10 protein-coding genes and 2 tRNA genes are annotated in these 14741 nt (G+C 42.3%); 4 read left to right on the top strand and 8 right to left on the bottom strand.

The genetic code is table 11. From position 1 onward, the window contains the following. Window positions 1-60: 60 nt before the first annotated feature. A tRNA-Gln gene (locus RSJ42_RS14670) sits at window positions 61-133 on the bottom strand. A gap of 1565 nt (window positions 134-1698) precedes the next feature. After that, the gene (locus tag RSJ42_RS14665) at window positions 1699-1941 is read right to left on the bottom strand and encodes a type II toxin-antitoxin system HicB family antitoxin (RefSeq protein WP_410508007.1); all 243 of its coding nucleotides are present in this window, start codon (window positions 1939-1941) and stop codon (window positions 1699-1701) included. A gap of 207 nt (window positions 1942-2148) precedes the next feature. Here RSJ42_RS14665 and RSJ42_RS14660 point away from each other — a divergent pair, with 207 nt between their 5' ends. The 3 genes from RSJ42_RS14660 (at window position 2149) to RSJ42_RS14650 (ending at window position 6329) form a co-directional block, all read left to right on the top strand. Beyond that, window positions 2149-2433, top strand: a complete 285-nt coding sequence (locus RSJ42_RS14660) for a non-histone chromosomal MC1 family protein (RefSeq protein ID WP_410508006.1) — start codon at window positions 2149-2151, stop codon at window positions 2431-2433. Window positions 2434-2771: 338 nt separating this feature from the next. Beyond that, window positions 2772-4034 carry an anion transporter gene (locus RSJ42_RS14655; RefSeq protein WP_410508005.1) on the top strand — a complete coding sequence of 421 codons (1263 nt, stop codon included), beginning with the start codon at window positions 2772-2774 and terminating at the stop codon, window positions 4032-4034. A gap of 189 nt (window positions 4035-4223) precedes the next feature. Then, complete coding sequence (locus tag RSJ42_RS14650; RefSeq protein WP_410508004.1) at window positions 4224-6329, top strand: methyltransferase domain-containing protein; 2106 nt, start codon at window positions 4224-4226, stop codon at window positions 6327-6329. A 236-nt stretch (window positions 6330-6565) separates the two neighbouring features. Here RSJ42_RS14650 and RSJ42_RS14645 read toward each other — a convergent pair whose 3' ends face one another. The 3 genes from RSJ42_RS14645 to ilvE all read right to left on the bottom strand — a co-directional run bounded on the left by RSJ42_RS14645 (window position 6566) and on the right by ilvE (window position 11319). Next, window positions 6566-7660, bottom strand: a complete 1095-nt coding sequence (locus tag RSJ42_RS14645; RefSeq protein ID WP_410508003.1) for an OBG GTPase family GTP-binding protein — start codon at window positions 7658-7660, stop codon at window positions 6566-6568. 390 nt (window positions 7661-8050) lie between these two features. Further along, window positions 8051-9985 carry a molybdopterin biosynthesis protein gene (locus RSJ42_RS14640; protein ID WP_410508002.1) on the bottom strand — a complete coding sequence of 645 codons (1935 nt, stop codon included), beginning with the start codon at window positions 9983-9985 and terminating at the stop codon, window positions 8051-8053. 455 nt (window positions 9986-10440) lie between these two features. Next, window positions 10441-11319, bottom strand: coding sequence for a branched-chain-amino-acid transaminase (gene ilvE / locus RSJ42_RS14635; protein ID WP_410508001.1), 879 nt, complete (start codon window positions 11317-11319; stop codon window positions 10441-10443). A 349-nt stretch (window positions 11320-11668) separates the two neighbouring features. Between ilvE and RSJ42_RS14630 the strand changes: the two genes are divergently transcribed. Further along, a tRNA-Arg gene (locus RSJ42_RS14630) sits at window positions 11669-11743 on the top strand. 424 nt (window positions 11744-12167) lie between these two features. Here the strand turns inward: RSJ42_RS14630 and RSJ42_RS14625 are convergent. The 3 genes from RSJ42_RS14625 to RSJ42_RS14615 form a co-directional block, all read right to left on the bottom strand. After that, the gene (locus tag RSJ42_RS14625; protein WP_410508000.1) at window positions 12168-12689 is read right to left on the bottom strand and encodes a PspC domain-containing protein; all 522 of its coding nucleotides are present in this window, start codon (window positions 12687-12689) and stop codon (window positions 12168-12170) included. Window positions 12690-12783: 94 nt separating this feature from the next. Continuing rightward, complete coding sequence (locus tag RSJ42_RS14620; RefSeq protein ID WP_410507999.1) at window positions 12784-14151, bottom strand: SO_0444 family Cu/Zn efflux transporter; 1368 nt, start codon at window positions 14149-14151, stop codon at window positions 12784-12786. After that, on the bottom strand, window positions 14148-14495 hold the full coding sequence (locus RSJ42_RS14615) for an ArsR/SmtB family transcription factor (protein WP_410507998.1): 348 nt from the start codon (window positions 14493-14495) through the stop codon (window positions 14148-14150). Before RSJ42_RS14615 ends, RSJ42_RS14620 begins: the two co-directional genes overlap by 4 nt. Window positions 14496-14741 lie beyond the last annotated feature (246 nt).

Here is a 14741-nt window from a genome sequence, read left to right as displayed (position 1 = left end):
TTTGATCGATGTATATTTTCAAGATAGTAGTATTGATTAAAAACTATTAAAGATGTTTTATAGTCCTGAGCGGATTCGAACCGCTGTCCCGGGCTCCAAAGGCCCGAAGGATTGACCACTACCCTACAGGACTGCACATGAAAGCTTTTACTTATAGCTTAATTCATGTACTTAATTTTTGTGCCATCTCCGAACTTTTTTGCGAGATTTTCAGGCTAAATATTGACTCATATGAAATTCCGTTTGCTGGCTTTAAAACTTTTTTCATCACAATGTTTTTTGTTTGCAAAAAATTTTTCACATAATTAATTTAAAGTATTTTAGATTAATACTATATTCCGGAGTAGGAAGAGATAGAGGTATGACCGAATAGCGAAGTAATAGCGGATTGTGAAAGAAATGCCCGGAGTTACCTGTTCTTGCTCTGGATATGTTTGATGGGAACATTTTTCAGGGCGGCTGTGTTGGGGGACACAGAGAATGATGACGGTGACTCCGGGCTTCTTCTTGCATCAGGTACTCTTTCTTAGTGCTTTCCATTCCTTTAGTGCTTCCCAGTCCTTTACATCAATTTATGATCGTTTTTACTGTCTTTCCTTTATCTTCAGTACTTTTCTTATTTTGTAGATTCTTTATACTAACCTTAATTAGTTCCCAGCCTCTGAGTAAACGTTTCTGCTTTTCTTTATTGAGTAGATTTTATTATGTGGCTCCGGTGGAGTATTTTTAGTTCTCCTGGCAAAAAAATAATCCGTTTGCATAATTTATGCTTGCTTTGAAACTTTTCGTTTAGCAATATAATTTATTATTAAACAATTTTTTACATAATTAATTTAAAATATTTTACATTCTTTCAATATATTGCAGTTGGGAAGCAGGATGGGGTAACCACACAATCTACCACCAAAAAACTGCCTGGAGACAGCTGATATCCTCTTTAAATTATTATGCTTGGGGGAGTATAATTTTAAAGAGGCTGTGTCGGGGGACGCAGTAAATGTAGCGTCTTCAGGCTTTTTCTTACACTTCTTTCTTACACTATTTTACACTTTTTTCTCCGGTCTAATGTCTTCCAATCTCTACAATTTGTTCATTACCGATATTTAAGTGCAGAAAAAAATTTACTGGATAGAGTTCCTTTATATTTTCGCCAGAGTCTTTGATTAATCTCCGGATCTTTTATGGTTAGATTTTTTATGGTTTTGTGAGACTAACGGCCTGCCCCTCTTTCAAAGATTGTTTTTCAGGCTTCAGGATAAGCTCCAGCTTTTGAAAAACAAGCAATCCAATTGCTATGGGTAGTCTAACTACTATTCATGTAATCATGCCTTACGCTGAGTGGTGAAGCAATTAAAAACATATTTTTTATTAAATTCTTTTCATGTTCTGAATTCTTTTGTATGAAAATATATTTCGCTATCGGACAATTTTTGATATAATTAATTTAAAATAATCAAGAGTCAATTATATAATTGTAACCGGGAGCGAACAGATAGAACGAGTGAGCAACGGGTATGAATAAGTGAGTAAAAGAATTGCCCGAAAGCTGTTGATCCTGTTTCGGAATAATATGCATGGGGGTGCATATCTCTGGAACAACTGTATCGGGGGCTACAGTCGGAACATAGTGCTTTCGGGCTTTTTCTTACTTCCTCTTTTCCGGGCTTTTTTTAACACCATTTTCTTAACACCATTCTCTTATTGTGGTTTTTTCTCTTCTGACCTTTTCCCGGCTACCTTGAATGTAGTCAAAAAAGGCCGCTTGATCGGGAGATCGAGCCCCTCTCTTTCAATATGGATCTCAACTGCTTCTTTCAGGTTCGAAACTGCTTCTTCAATCGTTTTTCCCTGGCTCGATATATTCAGTTCCAGGCATGAAGATATATACCAGTCGCCCTCCTTTTTTTGCACCATGGCAGTAAACGTAAACATTTCTGTCATAGTTTGTAATCCTTCAGTGTCCATCTTAAACGTTTCGCAGCTAATTATTCCGTACCGGTTGTTTTTTCGGTCTCGGAAGGCATATTTTACTGTGTCCAGGATCTCTCTGGCTAAATGAAAGCAATGACAATTGACCACATTATAAGAAAATTATATATACTTTAAACTTAATCACTCTCTAATAATATACTTTGAGAGATGAACACTATGTCTGACACACGAAATTTCGTTTTGAGAGATGCGGATGGCAATGAACACGGAGTTTTCACCGGAAAACAACCACGGCAGGCTGCTCTGAAAGCTGCAAACCGCGGCAAAGGGACCAAATCAAAACCAGACATTATCAGGCTCAGAGAGCGCGGCACAAAGAAAGTTCACGTCTTTAAGGCATGGAAGCAGGTTGTCGCAGCTCCAAAAAACAGGCCTCAATGGATGCCGGAGAAAATCAGTAAACCTTTTGTCAAGAAAGAAAAAATAGAAACGCTTGAGTAAAACAAATTTTCTTCGCCCTGCTTTACAGGGTTCTTTCATTTCTTACATAATTTTTTGATTTTTTAACGTTCGTAGCCATTTTTTTCTTATTCCTCCTGTAACCATTTTTTTCTTATTCCTCCTGTAACCATTTTTTTCTTATTCCTCCTGTAACCATTTTTTTTCTCATTCTTCTTGCAACCATTTTTTTCGTATTCTTCGGCAGATCATACCTCAGAATTCTGCTATTTCCATGTGTCTTCGGTCGCAAGCGAAGGGGTTTTATACTTTTAAATGTATCACTTCCAAAGTTTATATTAATAGATTTCGGAATCTATGTTAACAGGCTTGCGTGATTTATGGTAACAGAGTCTCTTACATCCTCTTTTATATCTTCGCCTGACATTTCAATTCTCGTTCTCCTCTGTGTTCTCCTGCTTACTGCCCTGAGGCAGGTCGGGTCTTTAAGGCTGCAGATCTGGCAGGTTATGACCTTTGGGGCTCTATCTGTTCTTCTTCTGGGAGAGATTTCTCCTGAAGAGGCTCTCAGGGCAATTAATCTGGATGTGCTGCTTTTTCTTTTCGGGGCTTTTTGCGTTGGTGAAGCACTTAACAGAAGCGGATATCTGTCCTGTCTTGGGAGCCGGATAGTTTCAAAGGCGAAAAATACGGACCAGCTGGTTTTGCTTGTAATTTTTTCTACAGGGCTCCTGTCAGCAGTTCTTATGAATGACACTCTTGCGATTATGGGCACTCCGCTGGTTTTGCGTTTTTCCCGAAAATATGGGATATCTCCCAAACTTATGCTCTTTGCCCTGGCTTTTGGAATAACGACAGGCAGCGTCATGAGCCCAATTGGAAATCCTCAGAATCTCCTGATTGCAATTGACGGAAACCTTGAATCACCTTTTGTAGCATTTTTAAGTTCCCTGGCTCTGCCAACCCTTATAAACCTTGTACTTGTCTACGCTGTGCTCAAGCTCTTTTTCAGCCAGGAGTTCGGAAAACCAGCATTGATCCACTCTGAAGAGGTTATCTCAGACCCTGAACTTGCGAAAATCTCAAAAAGAGCCCTATCCCTCCTGCTGGTTCTTATCACATGTAAGGTCTTTTTTGTGGAGTTTTTACCTGCCTGGGATTTCAGTTTAAGCTGGATCGCTTTGATATCCGCTTTTCCTATATTGCTCAGCAAAAAGAGAACCGAGGTCGTAAAGAATATTGACTGGACAACTCTGGTTTTCTTTGTTTCTATGTTCGTGCTTATGGAAAGCGTCTGGATTTCCGGGACATGCCAGGAACTGCTTGACAGGATGTCTCCGCAATTAGGCTCTGTTCCTATGATCCTGGCTGTCAGCATAGGACTTAGCCAGCTTATTTCTAATGTACCCTTTGTTGCGCTCTACCTTCCTGCTATGGGGAGCGAGGTTTCCCAGGGGCAGTTAATGGCTCTCGCTGCTGGAAGCACAATTGCGGGGAACTTTTTGATTTTGGGAGCTGCAAGCAATGTTATTATTCTTCAAAACGCAGAAAAAGAAGGTCAAACATTTTCTTTTTTTGAATTCGCAAGAATAGGGTGCTTAATTTCAATTTTAGATGCTATAATTTACTATATATTCCTTTGAACCCTGAAGACAAACCTTTTTTCTAAACTGGGTTAAAAAACTCACTATAACTGGAAATCCCGTTTCAACTCCTGTTAATCCTTTGACATTTTTTTTCGGTTAACCTTCGAGTATATAAATGCTTCCTAACCCTCCGATAAACTTGATATACTGAGAGCACATACATTTTTTTCGGGAAGATATCAAATCATGACCCAGAATACTACCGATTCAAATACTAAGCGCAAACGCGCTAAAGGTACAGTACAGACGAAAACCTTCGGACCCGTTGAGGACCTTGAAACTCATGTCCGGTCCGACTGGTGGCAGACTCTTTTTAATTCTCTCTATCTCAAAACAGATGCAGACCTTCTGGATGATATGCAAGTTACAAAAAAGGAGACAGATCTTGTTATCTCCATACTCGGCCTTAATCCTGAAGATTCTGTTCTTGACCTTTGCTGCGGGCAGGGCAGGCATGTCCTGGAATTAGCAAGGAGAGGATTTTCAAATGTTGAAGGCTATGACAGGTCCCAGTACCTTATCCGGAAAGCAAGAACAAGAGCTCAGAAGGAAAACCTGCAGGTCAGGTTCAGGGAAGGGGATGCAAGAAAACTGCCTTACCCATCAGATACCTTCTCTGTAGTTACCATTCTTGGAAACAGCTTTGGATACTTTGATTCCACTCTGCAGGACCGAAAAGTGCTTGAAGAAGTGTTCAGGGTATTGAAGCCCGGGGGCAGGGTCTTTATAGACGCCTCAGATGGGGATTATCTTAAAAAGAATTTCCAGCCAAGATCATGGGAATGGCTGGACAGGAAATATTTTGTATGCAGGGAAAGAGCCCTTTCATCCGATGGCGAACGTCTGATCTGCAGGGAGGTTATATGCCGTAATGACAGAGGAATAATTGCAGATCAGTTTTATGCTGAAAGGCTATACAACAAAGAGAGCCTTTTTGACCTGCTTACAGCATCAGGCTTTAGCAGTCCTGCATTCCACACAACCTTCAGCCCCGTATCAACAGGAACCCAGGATGCAGGAATGATGGAGCAGAGGCTTATTCTTTCAGCTACGGTTGAGAAAGCCTGGATGTCTACATCCTATCCAAACGCCGAAGGTAAAAAGCCTCTTAACGTTGCAGTTGTGCTCGGAGACCCGAGGAAAGAAGACCAGGTCAAGCCTGCCTGTGTTTTTGACGATGACGATTTCGAGACTGTTAACCGGATGAAGAAGGCTCTCGTTGAAATTCCTTATATGAAATTCATTTTTCTTGACAGGCACGACACCCTCTTCGATGACCTTAAAAAGAAGGCGGGAAAAATCGATCTCGTGCTTAACCTCTGTGATGAAGGCTTTTGCAACGACCCTACAAAAGAACTGCATGTTCCTGCAATGCTCGAACAGCTTAACATCCCTTACACAGGTGCAGGTCCCCAGTGCCTTGCTTATTGCTATGATAAGTCTCTTGTGAGAGGAACAGCCCGTGAGATGAATATTCCTGTGGCAAAAGGAATTCTCCTTACTGAAGATTCTGATATTTCCAGGCTTTCTCTCTCTTTTCCTCTGATTTTAAAACCCAATTCAGGAGATTCAAGCTTTGGGATTACACAGAAAAGCATAGTTCATAGCAAGGAAGAATTGCTGGAGATCATGAAAGTAACTCGGGAAAAGATAGGGTCAGATAAGCCTTTCCTGCTGGAGGAATTCCTTCCCGGTAAAGACATCAGTGTCGGCATAATCGGAAACCCGCCTGCCTGTACTGTATTGCCTATCACGGAAGAAGATTACTCTGCTGTTCCTGAGGAACTTCCCAGGATCTGCGGATATGAGGCTAAATGGCTCCCTGATTCTCCTTACTGGAAGATTAAATCCGTTCCTGCAGGGCTCCCTGAAGAGACAGAGAAGGAAGTTGTAATGAGCTGCATTGCTCTCTTTACAAGGCTGGGATGCCGCGACTATGCCCGCTTTGACTGGAGGCTTGATGCCGAAGGCAGGCCGAAACTGCTTGAAGTAAACCCTAACCCGGGATGGTGCTGGGACGGGCATCTTGCCAAGATGGCAGCTTATGCAAATATCTCTTATTCCGGTATGCTGGCAGCAGTCATCGGGGCTGCAAAAAGAAGGTATGGCATCGGAATAGGCGGGAAGGTTGTTCTTCAAAAGAAAGTCCACGAACAACCCACAAGGAAAAGTCCGGCTGAATGTGCTGCGGAATTCGAAGAGGAAGTTGAGGCTAAAAATTCAATTGAATCCGGTGATAGCAATAAGGGAAATGTTTTCTCCGGAGACTCTGAAACAATACGGGTCCTCTGAGAGTATAAGGTTAAAAAGAATAATTAAAAAGATCGGTTTAGAAAAAGGTTTGATTTGAAAAAAAGTTGGATTTAATAATTGGGTTTGGAAAATGTCAGATCTCAATATAAAGTCTCGATATGTCTGATTTTAAGGGTCAGACGCATGCCTGTATTCAGAAAAAATGTGAATAAATTATAGGTGCGAAAGGCTGTTTTGTCTTTCGCTTTCCTTTTTCTTTTAATTTTTTAATTATCTTACTTCTGGATGATTATCGTAAGGATATCTTCATCTTCCATGATGTGTTCAAGTCCAACTCTTTGCCCAGGATGTTTTGCAGACGAGCCCCATATCTGGGCATAGCGGAATTTTCTACGGAAGTCACGATGCAGGCGGTCGCAAATTTGACCTATGTTTGTCCCGCTCATTACTATGAGAGGCTCTTCCATATCTGCCGGCTGACCCTGAGGTTTCAGGTAGACTCGAATAAATCCCAGGCAGTCATAAATAGCATCCTTGAGAGTTTCTATGTTAATGCCTTCATGGGCTGAGATGAAAATCGCGTCCGGGTATATCTCTCTGCATTCTTCTATCAGTTGAGGATATGCCAGATCCACTTTGTTGACTACAATCAAAGAGCGGACATAACTCCGGTTGCCCAGAACCACATCGATAAGCTGGTCTACAGTGATATTTTCCCTTATAAGAACGTGGGCATTGTGGATCTTGTATTCGTCCAGCACAGCTTTAATGGTCTCATCATCGAGGTCAAGGTCGATGGTTGAGTTTATCTCTATTCCGCCTCTGTCTTTCCTTTTAATTGTGACATCAGGAGGCACTTCGTCCACGCGGATTCCTGCCTGGTAAAGTTCGTCCATAAGCACTTCGTAGTGCTTTGGCTGGAAAACATCGAGCAGGAAGATAACCATATCGGAATTGCGGATAACCGATATGACCTCTTTTCCGCGCCCTCGCCCTGAAGATGCGCCTTTTACAAGCCCTGGTACATCAAGGAACTGGATTGTTGCACCTTTATGTTCAAGAACTCCAGGCACAACTGTAAGGGTGGTAAACTCATATGCGCCTACTTCTGATTTTGCGCCGGTAACTTTGTTAAGAAGCGTGGATTTTCCTACCGACGGGAAGCCTACGAGAGTAACTGTGCCGTCTCCTGACTTCTTGACCGAGTAACCTTCTCCTCCACCCTTTGAGGAAGCTTTCTTCTCTATTTCGTCCCGCATGCGGGCTATTTTGGCTTTCAGCCTGCCTATGTGGTGAGAAGTCGCCTTATTGTACTGGGTCTTTCGGATTTCCTCTTCTACTTCCTGTATTTGCTCCTGTATGCTGCTCATCTGGAACCTGCCGATTTCGGGACTGAAGAAATGATCTTATAGTAATTTTATATTTCGTGAAAAAGAGACCGCATCCAAACGGTCTCTATGAGCTTTTTTGATCCAAAACAGATCCGTTATCTGGATATTTTATCCTGAATAGTTGGATGAAATATATATACCTATGGAATGATTTTATTGCCCTGAATGGGTTTTATTGCTCAAATCACTTCACAATGGTCTGTTACTGCGACACGATTTTTATTGACTAATCGCAGCTTTAAAGTAGTCTCGTATTTATATCACTGAATAAGTATAATAATATTTAAACCTTATTGATGCGTTCCCTTCTGGCAATTGGTGCGTAACAGATGATTTATGCGAATCAGACGTCCATACACGAGAGACGTTTTATTCAATATGAATAACTTCACCTGTTCTCTCATACACTCGCAGTCCTGATGGGACTTTTGAAGCAAACTCTGCAGAGCAGAGAGTTTGAAGAAACTTCTTTACTTCGCGAGTGTCAAAAACTTCTTTTCTAACCAGGAAATCATATTCTTCCTCTGCGATTTTTATGAATTTGAGGCCGTTATTCTTCTCCGTACTGTCCTTTAAACCCACTCCGGCATCAGCCTTCCCTGAAAGAACTGCCTCGCAGACAGCAACTTCGGATTTGGCTCCGGAAGAGTATCCCAGTATGGAATTTATATACTCTTTTTTGCTAATCCCCTTTTCTCCTGCCAGTTCCTCTATCTTCATATCAAGGAGCGCCCTTATACCCGAACCCCTGTTCCGGTTTATTAAACGTTTGCCTTTCAGATCTTCAAGTCCGGTAATCCGACTTTCCTGCCTGACTAGCAGCCCTACTTCCCGCCTGTATCCCTTGACGAGTACAGCGCCTGAGAGTCTCATGCTCTCGATTGTCGGGGTATTGTACAGAATTCCTGCCTGCCCTTTTGGTTTTGAAGGCATATTCACGCCTGCAATATCAGCTGTCTTTGCAGCAATTGCACTGAAGCCTCCGCTTGAACCTGCATAGAGAGTCCTGAACCGAAGTCCGCTAAGGTCTTCCAGAATGTCGATTCCGGGACAGAATCCGCCTGCTATCAGAAGATCCGGTTTTTCAACTTCTCCGAAAAAAGTCACTTCCACCGGAGTTCCTGCTTCTATAAACTCTGTTTTCGGTGGAATTTCTATAAAGCCATCTGCTCCGGCAAGTGAAGTTATGGCTCCCGAACCCCTGTCTGCAGGATAGACTCTCCCCCTTGCTATCCCTACAGGAAGAAGCTGCTGCCTCCCCTCGGACCTCAGGTCCGTACCCATTATTCCTTTTTCGGTTTTTCTAATCCCTGCTTCTGCTCCAAGGGATTTCCTCAATAGAGGAGCCACAAATTCATTGAAGATCATTAAAGCAGATGTGGGATTTCCGGGAAGCCCGATAATCGGGACCCCTTTTATGATACCGATGACAACAGGTTTTCCGGGTTTTATATTGATCCCATGGGCAAGAGTCTCTCCTGCTTCATCTATTAACCTGTACATTACATCCCCTACCCCTGAGGATGTGCTTCCCGAAGTCAGGATCAGGGCACACTCGGAAACTGCGGTTTCAAGAGCTTTTCTCATTACGCTTTCGTCGTCTTCCATAATCCCATAAAGCAAAGGCAATGCTCCGCATTCCTGAACTCCTGCATAAAGTGTATATGAATTTGCATCATACACTTTCCCATAAGCAAGGTTTTCTCCGGGATTGACAAGTTCATCTCCAGTAGAAATTATTCCAACGGGCAGCCTGAGTACGGGGACTTCTTTTTTTCCTATGGAAGCAAGAACCCCTATTTCTCTTGTGCCGAGTTTTCTTCCCCTCCGCAGCACCCTTTCTCCTTTCTGAATATCTGAGCCTGCTTTCATGATATTTTCCCCAATTGTTACAGGAATGAAAACAGATACAGTCTCATTTTCTTCGGAAGTATACTCAACCATAACTACAGCATCAGCCCCTTCGGGAATTGGGGCTCCTGTTGCAATCTCAACAGCTTCTCCTGCCAAAACCTCGAATTTTGCATCCGATCCTGCCGGGATATTTCCAAGGAGTTTAAGCTTTACAGGTTCTGTTTCACTGCTGGCGTATGTGTCTTCTGCCCTGACAGCATAGCCGTCCATAACGGCTCTTGCGAAAGGGGGTACATTAATTCCGGTAACTATATCCTCTGCAAGGGTCTTTCCAGAAGCATTTTCAAGGGTTATATTTTCCTTCTCCGGAAGGATCTCAAGGCTGTTTATTATTTTTCGCGCCTCTTCTACAGAAACAAGTTCTCGAAATTCTTTGCGTTTCATCAGCATCAAACCCGTGTCTTATCAGTTTCCAGATTAATTTTTACCTTAATAGCGTTTCCTGATACATGTGTACCTATCCCGGTATTTCTAACATTCTTATAATGGAACATATTGGAACCAGCGGAAAGTTTTTCCTTTTTGAGAGAATACTCGCTTAAACACTGAAAAATCATTGGTCTTAGCTAAAACGGGCTCAGCTAATAACCTTAACTAAAAGAATCCCAGTTTACAATTCTAAGCTAAAAATGGTTAGATAACAAAGTTCTGGTCGAAAAAAATTCTGAATGAAGAAAGACTTTAACAGAGAAAGGATTTTGATAGAAAAAAGATTTTGATAGAAATAAGTTTTTGATAGAAAAAAGATTCCGGTCTAAAAAAGGTTTTTGGCGGGAAAAATCCCGCGGTCTTGTTTTACTATTGAGTTGCTCTCTTCCCTCAAACAACTCTTTGATCATTATTCATTATTCGTAAATTGGGGTGCCCGTACTCCGGGTTATTCTATCAAAGGCTTCGACCATTTTCATTGTCAGAGGGCCGGGTTTGCCTGTGCCTATGATTCTTCCGTCAAGTCTGGTGACGGGGGCAGATTCGGCTGCAGTTCCGGTAACGAAAATTTCGTCTGCGGTATAGAGGTCAAAGAGGCCGAGGTTTGCTTCAACAACTTTGTATCCCATCTCGTCAAGGAGCTCGATAGCTGTAGCCCTTGTGATGCCTTTCAGGTTGCTTATTGTGTAGGGTGTAAAGACCTTATCGTTTTTGACAATAAAGATATTGTCTCCCGATCCCTCGCACACAAAGCCGTTCTGGTCAAGGAAAATAGCTTCGTCCCCTCCCTTTTCATTGGCTTCTATCTTTGCCAGGATGTTATTCAGGTAGTTCAGGGACTTGATATTAGGGGACAGGGCATCAGGCGCATTTCTCCGGACACAGACGCTGACTCCTGTGAGCCCGATCTCGTAAAGGTTTCCATACATAGCTCCCCAGCCCTGGGCGATTACGACAATGCACGGCTTTTCACATTTGCGGGGGTCAAGCCCGAGGTCTCCGATTCCTCTTGAGACGATAGGGCGGATGTAAGCATCTTTGAGGTTATTTTTTCTGAGGGTCTCAAGGATTATCTCGGTCATCTCTTCTTTTGTAACTGGTATGTCCATTGCGATTGCTTTTGCGGAATCATAGAGCCTGTCAACGTGCTCCTTTAACTTGAAAACACGCCCGTTATATGCCCTTATGCCTTCGAACACACCGTCTCCATAGAGATAACCGTGGTCATAAACCGAAACTTTAGCTTCGGACCGAGGGACAAATTTCCCGTCTAAATAAATCAGTAACTCACTCATTTGCAAATCATCCTTTTAGGTTTTTTATCGCCTGTAGAGTACTTAACTGAAGCTCTTTATCCGGTTCAGCCTTTGATCTACAGGCCAGTAGCCCAATTAATTTTTTCACTTTTTAGCAGTATGTAAGCTCTGTACAAAGGTCTTAAAAGAACTCCGAACTTCGAGAGAGTCACCATACTGGAAGTCTTAAAGAAACGCTCCAAGTGAAGTGGGTATATCCTGAATATATATTACAATTCCGCCCCACATAAATATTTTAAGATTTAATAACTTCCAAATTTACCCGTTCATACAAAAGGCTTTTATCTTAGAAGGCGCATTTCGTATTCCGCAGTAGAATTAGCAAACAGGGCTCGTGGCTTAGCCAGGATATAGCGCTGGGCTTCTAACCCAGACGTCGGGGGTTCAAATCCCTTCGAGCCCGCTTTATTCTTCCTATTTTCTTTGTTTATTCTTCCTATATTCTTCCTATTTTCTTTGTTTATTCTTCCTATTTTCTTTTGATTTCTTTTGATAAGCAATCCTCAATTTTTTCCTGATATTTTTACATCTTTTCCTGAGGCTTAAATTGGTTTTTTAATTTCTCTTCTTTTCTGCTGTAATTTCTACATAGCTTTAGCTTTTTTAAGATGCCTATTCTACGCATTTTTTATGCAGAAAAATAAAAAACAGTTTGAAGTAAAAAACAGGTCTGATAGTTAGAGTAAATAATAAAAGTTGAATAAATAAAATTCAAAGTAAAAAGCAATTTTCGGGAGTCCCGGAGCCTGAATTTCCGGTATATCTCCAATTGATGTTTCGTTTGTTTGTCCAGTATTTTTTTCTTTGATTATTCAGGCTTTCGGGTATCATTTAATGCTGTCTTCCTGGGGCATGATTATTGCCATAATAATGTATATTATGACCCCGGGCATGATTCCACTCAGCAATATAAGGAAAGCAAAGCCAAGCCTTATAAGTGTTGGGTCAGTACCGAAGTATTTTCCAAGTCCTCCGCAGACCCCAAAAACCATGCGGTCACTTTTGCTTCTTGTCAGGCGCTTTTCCTTTTCATAACCCATGCTTTCCTTCTCGCGAGTTTCCCAGTCTGCCCTGGTTCTTTCCTCTTTTCCTTCTTCCATAGTTTTCTCAGGTCTTTCCCATGATTTCTCTGTATACCCGGTTTCATGTTCTCCCGGAGCTTTGAACGCTCTTGCGCCTGGCTCTTCTCTTTCCCGGTACTCAGGATCTATAGTCGATCCTTTTTCTTCAATGGCTTTTTCAGGTTTTTCCCACGACTCCTCGGTATATCCGGTTTCATGTTCTTCCGGAGCTTTGAATTCGCTTTCTTTCGGTTCCTTTTTTTCCTGGTATTCAGGATTTTCCTTCATACTGATTATTCTATTTAGGAGGATTTATATTATCTGGTACTTATTAACTTCTTTCATTCTACCTCTTTGATTCTATCTGCTCCCTTTCTTTTTCTCAATGGCATTCGGCACAACCGCACTCCTCATTCCTGCGAAAAATTCCGTATAGCATTAAAGGTAGCAGAATTATTGCAAAACCGGCCTTAACACTTTCTGGAAGCAGTTCTTCTGCACTTCCAAGGGTTGCAGTAGCGCTTATTCCCAGAGTAAGGTAAAGCCAGTCAAGAAGGATTCCTGCCCCAAGCGCACATACGGAGATTACTCCCACGTAAAGGGCTGCAGAACGCTTTCCAAGGAACCTGGCGACCATTGTTATGGTTGCTGCATTGGTTGCGGGTCCTGCAAGCAGGAAAACAAAAGCCGTCCCAGGGCTCATTCCTTTGGCTACAAGGCTTGCTGCAAGAGGTGTCGAAGCAGTCGCGCAAATATAAAGCGGGATTCCTACTGCAAGCATGACAAGCATCGACTTCAGACCTCCTCCAAGGTACTCCTGGATTATAGTCTCAGGGACGGCATAGGAAATTATCCCTGCCAGCAGAATTCCGACCAGCATCCATTTTGAAATCTCTCCGGGAAGTTCTATGAAGGCATACTTCAGCCCTTCCAGAACCTCTTTTTTTACGGACTTTTTAGTTTTCCTGTCAGGGAGCAGCTCATTCTTCTCCTGCTCACAGTGATTACAACTGCATGAAGAGGCTTTGTTTTCAGGTACATACATTGAAGGTGAAAGTTTGACGGAATGGCTATCTCCTCGAGGTTCGGACTTTATCTCGAGAGTCCTGGATTTTAAAGGCACATTTTCAAGAGTAACATGCTCCTTTTCTCCTGTCTCTGGCATTTCATGTGTGCTGCAACTGCATGGAGGAGAACTGCATTTGCTTCCTGCTGACGATAACCCCACAAGGGTTGAGGCAGCAAGGACTTCCGTTCTCTTCCCAATTTTTTCCTGTTTTTTATTTCCGCTTTTTTCAGAGTCTTCCCCTATCAACAGGTTATCCGCAATCCCTGCAAGAATTGCGGTTGCAATGGTTGCAAGCGGGCGGAAAACAGTCATCAAAGGGTCAAGGAGCGCGTAGGTGATAGCAATAGAATCCACTCCGGTTTCGGGAGTCGAAATCATAAAGGACAGGGTTGCGCCCCGGCTTGCTCCTCTTTTTCTTATTGACATGGCTGCCGGGACAATTCCACAGGAACAGAGAGGGAGAGGAAGTCCTGCCAGGGAAGCATTAATCACTGAACGGATTTTTCCTGCTGAGGCTCCAAGGTAGTCAACAATTTTCTGGTCAGGTACAAGAGCATTGAGGATTCCTGCAACCGCAAACCCGAAAATCAGATAAGGAGCAGCCTCTGTAAAAACTTCCCATGAAGAGAGGAGAATGCCTGAAAGAAGGTCAAAAATGAAAATGAGGATTTCAGTGCTCACGCTTTTTCCTCCACATGTTCAAGGCACATCTCGATGAGTGTGCGCACGTGTTCATCTGCGATATAGTAAACCGTAAACTTTCCTTCCCTCCTCACCCTTACAAGGTCAAGCTGCCTGAGCGTCCTGAGCCCGTGAGAGACTGCGGACTGCGTGACATCGAGTGCCTGTTCAAGTTCACAGACGCACATCTCTTTCTGCCTTAACAAAAAAAGGATTTTCAGACGGGTGTCCGATTGAAGCGCCTGAAAGACTGCAGACATCCTGGTAATATGTTCGGGATCAGGAACCTTCTGCATCAGGGTTTTTATTCCCTGGGGGTTAACGCGATCGCATTTATCCTGCATTAATATATGAACAATTGTTCATATATTAATCTCTTTCTAAGAACTTCTCAGATTTGAGATTGTAAGATGATATACTTAAAAAGAAGAAACAATCAATAAAAAAGAAATAATTATAAAAGTAGAAATAATTATAAGAATAGAAATAATTATAAAAATAGAAAATGAGCAGAAGAAAAATCTAAAAATGAAACTATTATGCGGGCATCTGCAGAGGAATAAGGCTTAAAGGCTTACATACCTACTATC

The sequence above is a fragment of the Methanosarcina hadiensis genome, assembly GCF_046529725.1.
In the GTDB taxonomy this organism is placed as follows: domain Archaea; phylum Halobacteriota; class Methanosarcinia; order Methanosarcinales; family Methanosarcinaceae; genus Methanosarcina; species Methanosarcina hadiensis.
This window is presented reverse-complemented; position numbering and strand designations above follow the sequence as displayed.